Here is a 15,250-nt window from a genome sequence, read left to right as displayed (position 1 = left end):
ACTGACTGTCCTATTTTTTAATAACAATATTGCGCCCTTTCCAGCGCACGGATTTGCGTATATTGACGTCAAACCACGATTTAGAAAAGATAAAGATAAAAAAGGCAAAGCACACTGGATGTGCAAGTGTGAGCCACGGTTTAAAGCTGCCAGTTCTACGCCCTAAGCGATAAAATTGCAGACCATAAAGTGTATATAATGATAATGCTCGCAACATTTGCGATTGACTGACAGCTTTCGGTTTAGAGAGTGCAGCGATAACTTGAGCTAATGAAGTGGCCGAGCCAAAGAGCCAAACCATAATCAATAACATCACACTGCTTTGGGTATTTTGAGCTCCGACCGCAAAGTGTTTGGACCAGCCTGCAATCAAACTACGCAGCCCTTGCGGATACATGCGGAAATTGACTGTGCCTTCTCCTTCAAATAACCTTACAGGTAAATGCGCATGATGATAAGCTTCACTCAAAGCGAAACCTTCGATAATCTGTGTGGCAGCATTGCGGTGTCCTTGAGTTCGGAAATAATCTGCGCGATTAGTCAGCAACACTGGGCCGAAAGCACTTTCCGGGGTATTCTTTTCACGAGTCACCGAAAAGACATTCATACCGATCATTGTCATTAAATTAAAGATAACCGATAAATTTTCATACGACTCTTCGATATGATGATAAGGTTGGATGGATAACAATCCTTGATTCCCTTGTTGCTGATATTGTGCAAGAATGCGCTCCAAGCTGTCTTCCGCTTCAAACCACACATCTGCATCCACAAACATCAATAACGCTTTCTGTGCTTTCAAACTTCCTTCATAACAAGCATGCGACTTCCCTTGCCATTCAGCGTCATCAGAAACAGCATACACCTTGGCGCCATAGTCTTCTGCAATGTCTCTGGTAGCGTCTGTCGAACCGTCATCCATTACAATTACTTCTGTATTCTCCGACCCTGTCAAAGACGCCAACAAACGCGGTAAATTCTCCGCTTCATTACGGGCAGGAATAATAATACTGACACCTTGATGCGCGCGGGCAGTGCGGGCAGTAATTCTCTTTCGATAGCGATACATCAAGGAACCACACACGATTGAAGCTACTGTAAAGCCGCTCAACCAGCGTTGCAAATGTTTCATATTACCCCTACTTTCTCTTTCGGCTCGTAATTAAATCGGCAACTTGCATCCCGCTTAATGTCACCATCGGCATCCCTGGTCCCGGATTGACAGAACCACCTACAAAGTACAAATTGTCATAGTACTGGCTATGTTTAGGAAATTTGAAGCCTTTATTTTTCTTTCTATCGGAAACCACACCGTAAATCGCACCTTTATTAGATTTATAATGACGTTCAATATCATGCGGCGTCCAAATATCCTCATAAACAATATGCTCACGTAAATTCGTCAATCCCATACGCTCCAATTTATTCAGCACCGTCTCGCGAAATTGACGATAATCCGCTTCTGAGAAAGGCTGTTGCTGAATATAAGGAATATGCGGCAAGACTTTGATATTCTCATACCCATCCGGCGCTTGTGAGGTATCCGTCTTATTCGTATTCACCATGTAAATCGTCGGATCTTGCGGCAACACGCACTCATGAAATACTTCGTGATAATTACGCTTTGAATCCTTTGAAAAGAAAAAATTGTGATGGCGGAGTTCCGGGTACGATTTGTCTACTCCCAGATGTATGACGTAACCTGAAGCGGCAGGTTCGAATTTACGTTCCAACTTATCTAAATCTTTGTCTTTGAAATCTAGCAAATGACGATAGAGCGGAATGACTTCCATATTAGAGACGAAATAATCTGCCTGGATAAGCGAGCCGTCTTTCAACTCAGCATATTTAAGATGTTTATGCTCAGGAATTAAGCGCGTGATTTCTTGTTCGAAGTGAAGTTGCACGCCTTCTTCATGTGCAAGTTGCGCTAAAGCCTGAGCCAGTTTATGGATACCGCCATCTACATACCACAATCCTTCTGCATGCTGCATTTGCGGCAATAACGATAAGACTGCCGGCGCATCATAAGCAGAAGACCCGACGTACTTAATAAAATAACCTAACATCTCACGCAAATAAGAGTTATCTACACGCTTGTCAATCGCTTCTTGCATCGTATGAAAGTAATCAAAGTGCTTCAACGCAGCAAACGGGCCATGATAACGAATCATCGATAAAAGTGTATCGATCCCTTTATCAAAATAACTTATCTCTGCATAATGATGAATGCGCTGCGCATAATGAAAGAAATCTTGCAGTTGGGCAATATCATGAGGTGTCAGTTCAGGATTTTGCAAGAGCATGTCTTGCAGATTCTCATATAAATCAATTTGTGTTCCGTCTGGATAAAAATTACGGATTTGGAGATTCATCTTGCGAATTTGGACATAATCTTCTAATTTTTTATGACTATATTCAAAGAGCCGTTTGAAGATTTTGGGCATCGTTAAGATAGAAGGTCCTAAATCAAATCCGAAATCCTGCGTTTCTAAACGATTGACCTTGCCGCCGATGTGTTTATTTTGTTCATAGAGGTCAACTTGATAGCCTTCTTGCGCTAAACGTATCGCTGCTGAAATGCCTCCGAGTCCGCCTCCAATGATGGCAACTTTCTGTGCCTGCATTTAATCACCTTTTTTCTCTTTGTAAGACTTTCTCTGCGTAACGTTCTAAATTCGGACGATTATAGCGTTGTGCAATCCAACAAGGTAAATTGGCCGCCAGTGCATAAGTTATATTGATATACTTAATGGGTTTAGCAGCAGGTAAAAAAATAAACGCTGGCAGTATTGAGAGTGCATGAATCAATTCTGCGCGGCGTGTTTCGATAATAAATTGATGTAGTTCGGCATAAGAAGCGGATTTAGCCACTGTAGTATGGCTTCTGACAGCTGGATTGAAACTTTGTCCATTAGGCAAATGTTGTTTCCACACTTTGACTTTAAAATATTTCTGCCAAAAGTGCCCTTTCTTTTCAAAAGGCCAACTTTTAAAAAGATTTGCATAGTGTATAAAGAAACTTGAAGGAATTCTGGTGCCGAGCGTAGAAATGACCATATGTACTGCAAACCAAAATAGTGAATTCCATAAGAATAATTTTTTCATATTTATTTGCTCATCCTAGATATTCAATATAATCTAGTTTACCCGTCTCTTATTTTCTGAAACTAGTAGAAAGAATTGTATCATCGTAATTTATTTTTTTATTTAAAACCGCGTCAAATCAACGTTTTTGACCTTTTTTGACTAAATCGATAAACCGCGTGAGCACAAGGTTTGCGTTAGTTTACTAAACGTTGTAGAATGCTTGTAGACAACTTGATTAAGCCGTTTAAAAGGTTGTCTAATCATTCAAGTTAGGAGGGATAGACGTGACAACAATCAATCAACACAATGGTTTCAAACGGACTTTTCAAAAGGACCATTTGACCTTAGGTTTAACGATTCCTTTTGATAACTCTGAAAATATCGCATTGTCGTTTGAACAACAAGCTCAATTGGCGCAGTACGCTGAAGAACTTGGATTTACGAGCCTATTTGTACGAGACAACCCGCTTTATAGTCCGCATTTAGGTAATGTAACGACAAACTACGATCCGTTTGTATTTTTAACTTACCTCAGTGCTCGAACTAGTAAAATTGCTCTCGGAACATCTAGTATTGTTGCGACATTACGTCATCCAATTCACATTGCTAAAGCAGCTGCGACTCTTGACTTGATATCGGGAGAGCGATTATTAATGGGGCTCGCAACTGGAGACCGCCAATTTGAGTTTCCAGCATTCAAAGTCGAACCTGAGACGTTATCTTTAAGATTCAGAGAAACTGTCGATTCACTGAAAGCACTATGGCAAGACCACTCGCCTCAAATCTCAAACTCTATCTTTGAGTTATATGAGGATTCCGGCTTGCAAGTATTACCGAAATATAATCATATCCCGCTCTTTGCGACAGGATATGCTAAACAAGATATTAACTGGATTAAAGAAAATATGGATGGCTGGATGTTTTATCCGCAAGGTTTCCAACAACAAAAAGCACTTCTCAAAGAGTGGCACGACAACGATGAATTTAAACCTTTTATGCATCCGCTAGTCATTGATTTATCAAAAGATCCGAATGAAAAAATCAAACCCGTTAAGGGTGGCTACAGATTAGGCCGAAACACGTTAATCAATGTATTAAAATCTTATGAACGTATTGGTACGAACCATATCATGCTGCACTTATTGACACATGAAAGAACGTATCAAGATTTAATGAAAGAATTGGGCGATTATGTGATTCCACATTTCCCACCAAACATGACTAAGGAGGAACAAATTGATTATGAAATTATTAGATAGAATTAATGAACTTGCAAATAAAGAAAAAGAAATGGTACTCAGCACATCAGAAAAACAAGAACAACATGAATTGAGACAAGAATACCTTAAAATGATTCGTGGACAAGTTGTAAGCACATTCTCAACATTGAAAGTTGTAGATCCACTTGGTGAAGACGTAACACCAGATAAAATTTATAACTTGCGCGAAGAAATGGGAACTTTAGATTTAAAACCTGAATAATAAATTAAAATATAGATGAATAGCACAACCCATATTGTAAAAGGCTAGGCAGTTCCGTTGAGGAGTTGCCTAGCCTTGTTTTATGTTCAATTTACAGTAGGATTTATGATTTCTATGAATCTAAACTTATTACCTTTATATTCAAATTTTAAAATGCAGCAATTACCAAAATGCATTTTTTGGACTTCTTCTAACGGCAACGATTTCCGTGCAAATAATAGCAAAACATCACCATGACTGACGGCAATCACATTCTGTTTTGCAGTTTGTTTCATAATGTCAGTAAGCGTAGTCACTGCCCTTTCTTGCACTTCATCTGCTGTTTCTCCACCATAACCTGCAAAAAAGTCTCCAAATAGAACTACACCTTTTTCACGAGGTGGATTGAGCAATTCTGATTCTCCTTCAAACAGACCGTAGTTCCATTCTTTAATCCCTTTCAATCTAGTATATGGTTCATTCGGAAACAAGATTTCTAAAGTATCAGAAGCACGTTCTTGTGTAGAAGAAAATAATTCATAATCACTTAAATTCAACTGGTCAAAATAACGTTTTGCCGCTTCCGCCTGTTCTTTTCCAAGTTCTGTTAAAGGCGAATCTGACGCACCTTGTATTTGTCCCTTCTGATTAAATAGTGTCTGGCCATGTCGGATCAAATATAATGTTTGTGTCATGTTGTGTACTCCTTCATTTCCTTAAATTTTCACTATTAGCTGTTATTTCTATTTACTAAATATTGAATAATATTGTCTTAATTTATCTTACCCTATTTTCTAATAATCATTATTGAATCTTGTATTTTCTAACTCTATGTTCGAAAAATTAAGGGAACTGTATAGGCGCACACTCATCGCCTATACAGTTTCGGGCCAAAGTGTCGAGGCTCACTTCTCTCGCCTATACAGTTTCGAGCCAAAGTGTCGAGGCTCACTTCTCCTGCCTATACAGTTTCGGGCCAAAGTGTCGAGGCTCACTTCTCCTGCCTATACAGTTTCGGGCCAAAGTGTCGAGGCTCGCACTCGTCGCCTATACACTTTGCATTCCCTTCGCCCCCTTGCCATTAAATACCATTCCCAAATAGCAAAAAGAGAGGTGGGGCATAATAATGTCTCAACTCTTCTCTTTGCACTGGCAGTAGCTATCTGAATAGGAACATTAAATATCCCTACTCAGCGTCTATAAATTATTGAATATAACGTTTTAAATGTTTAGAAGTCAGCGTCTCTTCTTGTTCAATGAAATCTTTAGGTGTACCGCTAAATAATACTTTTCCTCCATCAAGACCTGGACCTGGTCCGACGTCTACTATCCAATCCGCTTCACACATTATCGATAAATTATGTTCGATTAAGATTACAGTATTATTCTGAGCAATTAAATCATCGAAACACTTCATCAGCACAGGAATATCCGCTTCGTGCAACCCTGTCGTAGGCTCGTCAAAGATGAAGACACTGTCTTTCACTTGCTCATCTAAATGTTGGGCTAATTTCACACGTTGCATTTCGCCTCCTGATAAGGTAGACAACGGCTGACCAAGTGTCATATACGTCAATCCTGTTTTGCTCAAAGCTTCTAACTTAGCTTTCACATCACTTTGCTGATCGAAAAATTCGAGACCCTCGTCGACTGTTAAATCTAAAATATCGGCGATTGAGTACCCATCTACTGTGGCCTCTAACACTTCAGGACGATAACGTTTGCCATGACACACTTCACATGTTTGAGAAAAGTCTCCCATGAAAGCAATTTCTGTTTTAATAAAACCTTTACCTCCGCAATTCGGGCAAGCGCCTTTCGAATTATAACTGAACATTGCCTTGCTTAATCCTGTCTGTTTGCTGAAAAAGCTTCTGACACTGTCAAAGACACCAAGATAAGTCAGCAAATTAGAACGACTCGAACCTTGAATTGCTTTTTGATCCATAATAATCACATTGTCTTCGTCTTCAAAACCTGCTTTAACTAAGGTACTTTTACCTGAACCAGCTACACCTGTAATTACCGTTAGAACTTCTTTCGGAATAGAAGCGGAAACTTCTTTTAAGTTATTTTGAGTCACTGGACCGATATGGTAAAAGCCATCTGGTTGACGCACTTTATTTTTCAAATGATGTTTCTGACGTAAAGCTTTTCCGGTCGAAGTATCAGATTTCAATAATTCTTGATATGTTCCTTGGAAAGTAATTTCACCGCCATGCTTACCTGAACCTGGTCCCATATCAATAATATGGTCGCCATCTTTAACCACATCCGGATCATGTTCTACAATTAACACCGTATTTCCTTTGTCCTTCAAGGATTGCAGAATTTCATTAATCTTGGAAATATCTTCCGGATGCAGGCCGACACTTGGCTCATCGATAATATAAACCAAATCAGATAAGGGGCTATTTAAATGGCGTATCAACTTAAGCCGTTGAGCTTCTCCGCCTGAAAGTGTTGTCGTAACACGGTTCAACGTTAAATAACTTAGCCCGATATAATCCAATGCTTCTAACTGTGCACGTAACGGTTCAATAATATATTGAGCTGTTGGATTCTCTAATTGATCCAGAAATTCTATATTCTCTTTGATAGTCATTTGCGTAAATTCAGAAATATTTTTGCCATTAATTTTACAGCTTAATACTTTCTGATTTAAGCGTTGTCCATGACACGTTGGACATACCTTGTTGGTCACAACGTTTTTCAGATGCTTAGCATAACGTTTTTTATTAAACTCTTTATCTCCTAAGAATATTCTGCTGAACCTTGGAATTAAACCGACGTACTTAGCAGATTTACGCCACTCTTTCGGAGGATTTTTCAACTTCATTGGTTCTTGGTATAAAAATAAATCCAATTCCTCTTTAGTATAATCTTTCAACTTCTTATCATTATCAAACAAACCGCTATCTCGATACGCTTTACCACGTTCTTTATCAGGACCGAATGAAGGGAAGTCAATCGCACCTTCATTAAGCGATTTATCCCAATCCAGCAGTTCGTCTAAATTAATATCTTCAATGTAACCTAAGCCTTCACAAGTTTCACACATGCCATTCGGACTATTAAAAGAAAATACATCAGAGTAACCGACAAACGGTTCGCCTATTCTGGACCATAATAATCTGACGGCAGCATAGATATCAGAGGCTGTCCCTACTGTGGAACGTGAATTGCCGTTGAAACGTTTTTGACTAATAGTCATCGCAACCGGCAAATTCTTAATCTCTCCCACTTTCGGTTTAGGTTGTTGATTCAAATGAAACTGAATATAACTCGAATAACTTTCATTCAACAGCCTTTCAGACTCAGCTGCGATAGTGTTAAAAACGAGAGATGATTTCCCTGAACCAGAACGTCCTGTAAACACCGTAATTAAATGTTTGGGAATATTAACATCAATATGTTTCAAATTATTCTGCGAAGCGTCTTTTATATTAATATTGTTCATAACTTTACCTCCATCAATCACTGTGTAGCTTTAGTTACTCTATTCCCTATTTTTCCATAAATTTTTAAAATAAAAAAATGGCTGAATCACTTCCTTATCAAAGTAATCCAACCATTTGTTTATTCTGTTACTTTTTCTGTAATACACCATCATTAACTAATTCATTAATCACCCGTTGTGTATTTTGATTATCATGGAATTCATTGATATGGCGATAGTTTTCCAGTACTTTTGGCGGAAGTTTAAAGTCATTGTTGATAGCTGATTTTACCGCTTCTATCAACTCATTCTCATCATCTGCTACAACACCTGGCACATTTTCACGATTAGCAGGCGTTGTACCACCGTGTTTAGCAATAATATCTTCAAATTCTTTCCAATAGAAAATGGGGAAAGCACCATGATTGATTGCATCAAAGATAATTGAAGAAATATCTGTAATATAGATAACAGAGTTTTTCAAAGTATCTGTAGGATCTTCCACGAAAATATCATTATATTGGTTAAAGTGGTCCTTAGCGTATTGAGAGAATTTGTTATGTGCTGCAATTTGCAAACGACTTAATAAACCCGCTTTCTCAAAGGCTTCAATGACTTCCATAATAGATTGATAATAAGTGGTCTCTTCTATATGGCCATTGAAAACTTCCGCTTCTTCCCAAGGACGCCATGTCGGCATGTAAGTGATTTTATCTGCACCCTCTTCAAGATTTGCTCCGTCAAATTTAGGCATCCCGGTTTTCATTAATTCAAAGTCGTTATAACCCATGTCATGGAAGATTTCTGCTTCTACATCTGAACTTACAACCGACTTAGCAATATTGTTAGTCATATTACTTTTATGAAAGCCTACATTTTTAGAATCATCACGCGGTTTCAAGAAAGTGACACCGTGCTGTAAAAAATATAAAGGTGTTAATTTTATTTTGCGATTTAATTTATCATCAAAAATTCTAGTATTGATTACATGATTGCTGAGTTCACTAGAAATAAAATAATCTGCAGCAAAGACATATAAATAGTTGCGGAAACTGAAGCGTTCCGCTAATTTGTCTCCCCACTTTTTCTTCATACTTTTATATTGAGGAGAAGACTTGTCTAAGATAAATACATTTTTAGATTTGAACTTTTTATTGCCGGCAGCAGCTTCAAAGACATATTTACCAGATTCTACTGCTTTAGAGGCTTCTTTTTCAAAATAAACGTTCAAATTATATTTTCGGTTTAAAAATTTATAAATCGATGCCAACTTGTAGGCTGCATTAATTTTAAATTTATGCCAGGAATTATAAATTTTTAATTCAGGCAAATTGCCGAAACTTAAATTATTCGCTGCATTACGACGTAAAATAATAGCGTGTCCTCTGGTATTGAAAGTAAGTAATACTTTGCGATTATCGCCAGCTTTTTTACTTTGATATAAAGGATGAAATCTCTTACCGTTCACAGCAGTAAAAATCGTGTTATGAATCTCTTTCAAGTGACGCAAATTTTTAATTTTTACTTTAGCAGTAAAGTGATGTAGGTTTATCCATTTTATTTTAGCTAAAAATTGACCAGATTTTGTGATTAAAGTATCAGGTTGAATAGGTGCATTATACATAATTTCTCCCGATATTGTAATATAACGTCCTGCTCTTTCCACTGAAATATTACTACGTTGACACAGCAAGTCTTTTTCTTTATCAGTTTTAATACTGAGTTTTTGATTGTGATAACTGATAATAAAGAATTTATCGTTCATTTTTAAATAGATAGGTTTCTGAGCATATTTTAAGAAGTAGTTATCCAATTTAATATCTTTCATTTTTTTCAAATCATTAAGTCTGATAATTTGTCGATGTTTATCTTTCGCAACTACTAATTCATTGGCACTATTGAAATCAAAGTTCAACTGTGAGGGTGTGAGTACTTCTAAAACATTTGTCTTAAACGCGAAGTCTTTCTTAGAGTTGGTGTATTCTAAAAATGTAGTGTAGTCCGTATATTTAAATTTAGCGAAAATAGCTGGGTCACCGATACGATTGGTTTCATCCTCGATAAAAGGTTTGCGTCCTTTTTTAAATAATGATGCATCGAGCTCAGTCATTACGTCGCTGTAAGTATCTACTACCTTATAGCTGTAGCGTGTCGGCTCTACTTTGAAGCGGTTATGATAAACTTTGACTTGAATATTTAGACTCCCCTCCGTCTTATCATTCAAATAAGGCGTGCAATAAATCTTATGGTGCTTAATATGCACGTAGTATGGAAACTCATCATTTTCAATAATAGCAACTAGTCCATCTTCTGCTTTAGTTTTTCCTAAATAAACATCTTCTTTATTTAATTTTGATTCTTCAATATTAATTATCTGCTCGTTTCTGATTTCCAAACGAATTTGAGCAGGTAAATTCGTTTGAACTGAACCGAAGTTCACATTCATCTGACTTAATTTCAACACTATAATTTCACTCCGTCTTTCTCTAGTTCAAGATTCAAAGCGGGAGCGATATAGAAATCCGGATAACAGATTTCATCGTTTCGCTCCCACATGGTTCACAAACTCTAGTCATTTATTCTTTTTCTAACTTAGCGCAGATTTCATCATAAATACGTTGGCTATTTTGATGATCGATATAATCAAATATCAAACTGCGATCATAATGTACAGGTTTCTCACTATTAATTTTATCTGAGATTTTGGAAACCAGTTCATTTTCAGAATAGACGATATCTCCAATAAACGTTTGATCTATCGGTCTTAAGATGCCTTTACGGAAAAATTGGCTCACATCAAAATGGTAAAATATAACCGGTTTATTCATATAATTGAAATCAGTACTTACTGTACTATAGTCGGTAATCAACAAATCATGTTCAATTAATAAGTCTTGTACAGATTTTTTACCCAGTTCGATAAAGTTCACATGTGATAATTCAGCGTCTTCCAAGTATTCTTGGAAGAATTGCTGCGCACGATAATGCGGATAGAAATTAATTTCCAAATCATAGGTTTCGCTCAACGCTTTTAATTTTTCACTGTTGACCAAGCTGAGATAGCGCGATAAATATTCACTCTTTTCGAACGCTTCATTACTGTTTAACCAGTCACGCCAAGTCGGCATGATTAAGACTTTTTTCAGTTGCTTTTTAGGTTCAAGTGGTAACCGGTCAAAGCGTGCAAGTCCCGTTACGGCAATTTCTTCCGGTTTATAGCCCATCTCGTCGACAACAATATCGTATTTTTCATAACCACTAGAAACATTGAATAAATCGAATGGATCATCATAATACTTCTTGTGGTATTCTACATTTTTTCTGCCTAGCACACCATGTTGCAAGAAGATTTTAATCGTATCTTCATAGCCCCAGAAGTCCGGTGCTGCTTTATAAGGCATAATATTTTCAACATCGTGTGTACTCATCAACACTTTCGCCTGAGCTGCAATTTTCAAATGCTCATCTGAACCAAAGCGTAAGACATTGTTCTTATCTTTAATGTCTTGATAATCTTCAGAGTCTCCATCTATCACATAATAAACCTCAGCATCTGCGTGGTCTTGGAGCCATTCAAAGAACTGGATGCCGCTTTCTTGAGCAGTATCCGTACGTTCGCCAATCATCCAAATGTTATTCTTTTTAACATTGTTATCGTTCAATATTTGAATTTGTGCATCACTTAATTCAAAGGTTTCAAATTTAATATTTTTAAACGGTGTTAACGTCAACATAAAGTAAGTAGTTTGATTACCTTGTTTATATTTCTTCAACGTATACACACTATCTTTTTTATAAATACCTTCTTTGAATTTAATTTTATCTTTTCTTACTAATTGGTCACCATCATAAATAGTTACAAAAACATCAATAATAGATTTCTTTTTAGTCAGCAATTGATTTAAAGCCGCGTAATCCAACGCAATATCCTGTTCACCTTTTTGGATTGGAATTTGATATTGTTGACTTGATTCTCTTTCTTCAAAGGTTAAATAATAATCGCAGTGGCGATAAACTTCGTGCGGTTGGAAATAAATATTAAGTTGCTTTTCTCCTATAGCATTTACACCCATTTTGATTTTAGGTTTCTTATGCGCAATCGTGACACCGTAGTGCTCAAATAATGTCAGTTGATAAATTTCAGAGGCCAGCTTACGGTAGCCTGAGAATTTCTTCATATTTCCTCTCAATAAATAGGTTTTATCTTTAATGCGAATAAATAACTTTTTACGCTTAGGTGTCTGTAAGAGGGAAATAGGAATTTTCACAGAAACTTTATGCAATGACGTAAAGGTCGGCAGTAAAATAACATTAGAATAGTCCGAATCTGTTACGCCGACAGTGATTGCATCATCTTGTCCTGATGCCTCTGAAGTTTGAAATGTTAGATTAATAGTATCATCATCAATGAATTGACTGACATCGATTCTATCGACCTTGTAATAATCCCGGGTAATATTCACCGTGTTATCCCACCATCGATAGTTCATGAAATAATAAGAAACACTTACGGGTGTATTGATATTTATAGGATAGATGTACGTATCTCTAATTGCATAAATTATAAAGGATTCTTTCTTAATCTTATCTTGGATATAAGCGTAATTAATTTTGCCTTCTTTAATATCCAATGTTTTCATCCGTGTCTGGTTAATCAGTAATAATCCTTCGATAGGCTGCTCACTTTCAATCACCAAAGATTCATTTTCATCTGGCGCAAGTGAGATATTGATGAGTTCATCCATTACCATGTGTCCCGTATTATATGGCTTTATGGAAACCGACTTCGAAATATTAATTTGATATAAATGATGATCCACTTGATAGATGCGCTTGAGTTGAGGCGCAGCTGTGACCCATAACTGTTTACCATTTAAGGAAAAAGTAATCTTTTGTACATCTCTGTTATGAATAACTTCCTGAGTCTTAAACATAACCACAATCTCATTATTTTTTTGAGAAGTAACTTCGAATGGAATAGTTTTATTATTTACTGTAATTTCTAATTTTTTAGTATTAAAATTAATAAAGTTTTCAAAGCGACATGTAAAGATTATTGATTCTCCACCCATATAAACATCGTGCACTTCGAAACTTTTTGTAAGTTTATACTTTAATTCTTCTAACAACTTAGATTACCCCCTTTAACTACATAACCTGCCTTGCTGCTTCTTCGTCTTCATCACTGTATCTATCCTCATCAGATTCTATATCAATTTCCTCAAACTTTTGACGCTCTAATTTTAAAAAATAATCTCTGATTTTAAAGATAATGAACAGTGGTAAAAGCACTTTAATCAACTTTTTCACGTTCAACACCTCACCCATTTTTTCCAAATTATATCACAGTATATTACAAAATTTAATAATCTTTTAACTTACTGTAAAGTTTGTAAAAAATAAAAATAGTAAAAACGCATTAAGATAGTATCTTAGCACTATTAATATACAAATAATAAAATTGTATATTAATAGTGAACAGAAAACATGTTATTGTATTTTTTAATGCGCACATCTTAATTACCTATATTTTCAAACTTTCCGAAAGTAAGTTAAAACAATTTTCTGAATTGAATGTCTTTTTATTTTTACAATTTTTGTTCATGTGTTATATTTTTTGTAAGGGTTTACATTCTCGATAAAGGGGGTTCTTAAATAAAAAGAAAAGGGGTCTTTTTATGAAAGAAATACAATGGGAAGATTTAAAGCACATTATCAAAGATGGAGATGTCGTGGCTGTATCAGCTTTGACAGTCTCAAATTTACCAGCTGAAATTTTGCGGAATGTCTTGGAAACTTATGATGAAACCAGCTCTCCCAAAGGTCTGACTTTTATCAATGCCAATGACATCAGCAGTGGAGGGATGGAGCCGGAATTGGATGATTTCGTAGAACGGGAAATGCTTTCACGTATCATCATGAGTATTATGACAGCTTCGCCAAAAACAGCTCAAGCTATCACGAATAATGAGATTGAAGCTTACTTCTTACCACAGGGAGTTATCGCTACACATTACCGTCAAACTAATTCAATCTTACCTGGGGTGATTACTAAGATTGGATTAAATACCACTATTGATCCACGCTACAAAGGCGGACGCACAAATACCAAGACGACTGAGCAGCTCGTCTCCTTCTTGAATATCGAAGGTGAAGATTATTTGCATTACCAGCTGCCTCCCGTCAACGTTGCATTATTACGCGGCACTTATGCAGACCGACAAGGCAATATTTATATGACTCAAGAGGCCCATTTGGGTGAAGGTTACAGCATTGCGCTTAACGCAAAGTCCACCCGTGGTACTGTTGTCGTTCAGGTTAAAGCCATTATAGATTCACCAAATTTAAACCCTGATGATGTCTTTATACCTGGCGCACTCGTTGATTATGTTTATGTTGCCGGAGATTCCAAACACCACAGACAACTTATTCAGACACACTACCATCCTATTTTTTCTGGAGAAGAACGCACGACTGAACGTCTAGATGCGCCGCTTCCATTCAACACTAGAAAAATCATTTTACGCAGAGCAGCGCAATTTTTAAATCAAGGAGATACTATCAGCATCGGATTCGGCATTAACAATGAACTATCAAATTTATTATACGAAGAAAATGTCGAACATCAAGTGCAGCCTGTCCAAGATATCGGTATATTCGGTGGGTTTATCGGCAGCGGCAAGCGCTTTGGAATGAATGCTGATTTCGATGTCCGCATGCGACATGATCTAACATGGGATTTTATTTATAACGGCGGTATTTCCGTCGCCTATCTCAGCTTTGCGGAAATTGACCAGCACGGCAATGTCAATGTTTCTTATTTCGGCAACCGGATGAATGGCTGCGGAGGATTTATCGACATCAGCCAATCTGTTCAGCGTATTATTTTTTCTGGAAGTTTAGTTGCTAGAAGTCAACTAAGCATTGTAGATGGTCAGCTAGAAGTTGATAAAGAAGGTACCACTCAAAAGTTCATACCGGAAGTCAGCAACATCGATTTCAATGCTTCCTATGCTAAAACTTTGAATCAAGAAGTCTTTATCGTAACTGACCGAGCCGTCTTCGAATTGCGAGAAGCAGGCTTAACTATCATAGAAATAGCACCTGGTCTTAATTTAGAAAAAGATGTGTTGGACCAAATGGGGTTCAAGCCTTTGATAGCAGAGGATTTGAAAACGATGGACCACACGATGTATCAAGAACAATGGGGATTATTAGCACAATCAATTCATTGAAGTATGTAAATAGATAAGGGGGTAT

The 15,250-nt window shown here is 36.9% G+C and carries 11 protein-coding genes; 3 read left to right on the top strand and 8 right to left on the bottom strand.

What is annotated here, in order from left to right; all coding sequences use genetic code 11:
• Positions 1–10 precede the first annotated feature (10 nt).
• From CKV71_RS00410 to CKV71_RS00400, 3 genes are read right to left on the bottom strand one after another with little or no spacing between them, the layout of a single operon-like run.
• Entirely contained in the window at positions 11–1,132 is a 1,122-nt protein-coding gene (locus tag CKV71_RS00410) for a glycosyltransferase family 2 protein (RefSeq protein ID WP_095102564.1), read from the bottom strand.
• A gap of 7 nt (positions 1,133–1,139) precedes the next feature.
• Positions 1,140–2,627 carry a phytoene desaturase family protein gene (locus CKV71_RS00405; protein ID WP_095102559.1) on the bottom strand — a complete coding sequence of 496 codons (1,488 nt, stop codon included), beginning with the start codon at positions 2,625–2,627 and terminating at the stop codon, positions 1,140–1,142.
• 4 nt (positions 2,628–2,631) lie between these two features.
• Entirely contained in the window at positions 2,632–3,108 is a 477-nt protein-coding gene (locus CKV71_RS00400) for a glycosyl-4,4'-diaponeurosporenoate acyltransferase CrtO family protein (protein WP_095102556.1), read from the bottom strand.
• A 266-nt stretch (positions 3,109–3,374) separates the two neighbouring features.
• Between CKV71_RS00400 and CKV71_RS00395 the strand changes: the two genes are divergently transcribed.
• Positions 3,375–4,349 carry an LLM class oxidoreductase gene (locus CKV71_RS00395; protein WP_095102553.1) on the top strand — a complete coding sequence of 325 codons (975 nt, stop codon included), beginning with the start codon at positions 3,375–3,377 and terminating at the stop codon, positions 4,347–4,349.
• A complete protein-coding gene (locus CKV71_RS00390) occupies positions 4,333–4,572 on the top strand; it encodes a DUF896 domain-containing protein (RefSeq protein WP_015901637.1) in 240 nt (79 codons plus the stop codon). The genes CKV71_RS00395 and CKV71_RS00390 overlap by 17 nt, the downstream gene beginning before the upstream one ends.
• Before the next feature lie 86 nt (positions 4,573–4,658).
• On the opposite strand, the gene CKV71_RS00385 is transcribed toward CKV71_RS00390, so the two are convergent.
• From CKV71_RS00385 to CKV71_RS12295, 5 genes are all read right to left on the bottom strand, one after another.
• Entirely contained in the window at positions 4,659–5,246 is a 588-nt protein-coding gene (locus tag CKV71_RS00385; protein WP_095102551.1) for a histidine phosphatase family protein, read from the bottom strand.
• Positions 5,247–5,755: 509 nt separating this feature from the next.
• The gene (locus CKV71_RS00380) at positions 5,756–8,011 is read right to left on the bottom strand and encodes an ATP-binding cassette domain-containing protein (RefSeq protein ID WP_167376355.1); all 2,256 of its coding nucleotides are present in this window, start codon (positions 8,009–8,011) and stop codon (positions 5,756–5,758) included.
• Between the two features lie 127 nt (positions 8,012–8,138).
• On the bottom strand, positions 8,139–10,454 hold the full coding sequence (locus CKV71_RS00375; protein WP_095102548.1) for a CDP-glycerol glycerophosphotransferase family protein: 2,316 nt from the start codon (positions 10,452–10,454) through the stop codon (positions 8,139–8,141).
• A gap of 112 nt (positions 10,455–10,566) precedes the next feature.
• Positions 10,567–13,119, bottom strand: coding sequence for a CDP-glycerol glycerophosphotransferase family protein (locus CKV71_RS00370; RefSeq protein WP_231917527.1), 2,553 nt, complete (start codon positions 13,117–13,119; stop codon positions 10,567–10,569).
• Positions 13,120–13,138: 19 nt separating this feature from the next.
• Positions 13,139–13,327 (bottom strand): hypothetical protein, encoded by a 189-nt coding sequence (locus CKV71_RS12295; RefSeq protein ID WP_157738558.1) that lies wholly within the window; start codon positions 13,325–13,327, stop codon positions 13,139–13,141.
• A 341-nt stretch (positions 13,328–13,668) separates the two neighbouring features.
• Here CKV71_RS12295 and fadX point away from each other — a divergent pair, with 341 nt between their 5' ends.
• Positions 13,669–15,225 (top strand): fatty acid degradation protein FadX, encoded by a 1,557-nt coding sequence (gene fadX / locus CKV71_RS00365; protein ID WP_095102545.1) that lies wholly within the window; start codon positions 13,669–13,671, stop codon positions 15,223–15,225.
• Positions 15,226–15,250: the final 25 nt, after the last annotated feature.

Source organism: Staphylococcus piscifermentans (genome assembly GCF_900186985.1).
GTDB lineage: Bacteria > Bacillota > Bacilli > Staphylococcales > Staphylococcaceae > Staphylococcus > Staphylococcus piscifermentans.
Note: the sequence above shows the minus strand (reverse complement) of the source record. Positions and strands in the feature narration are given on the sequence as shown.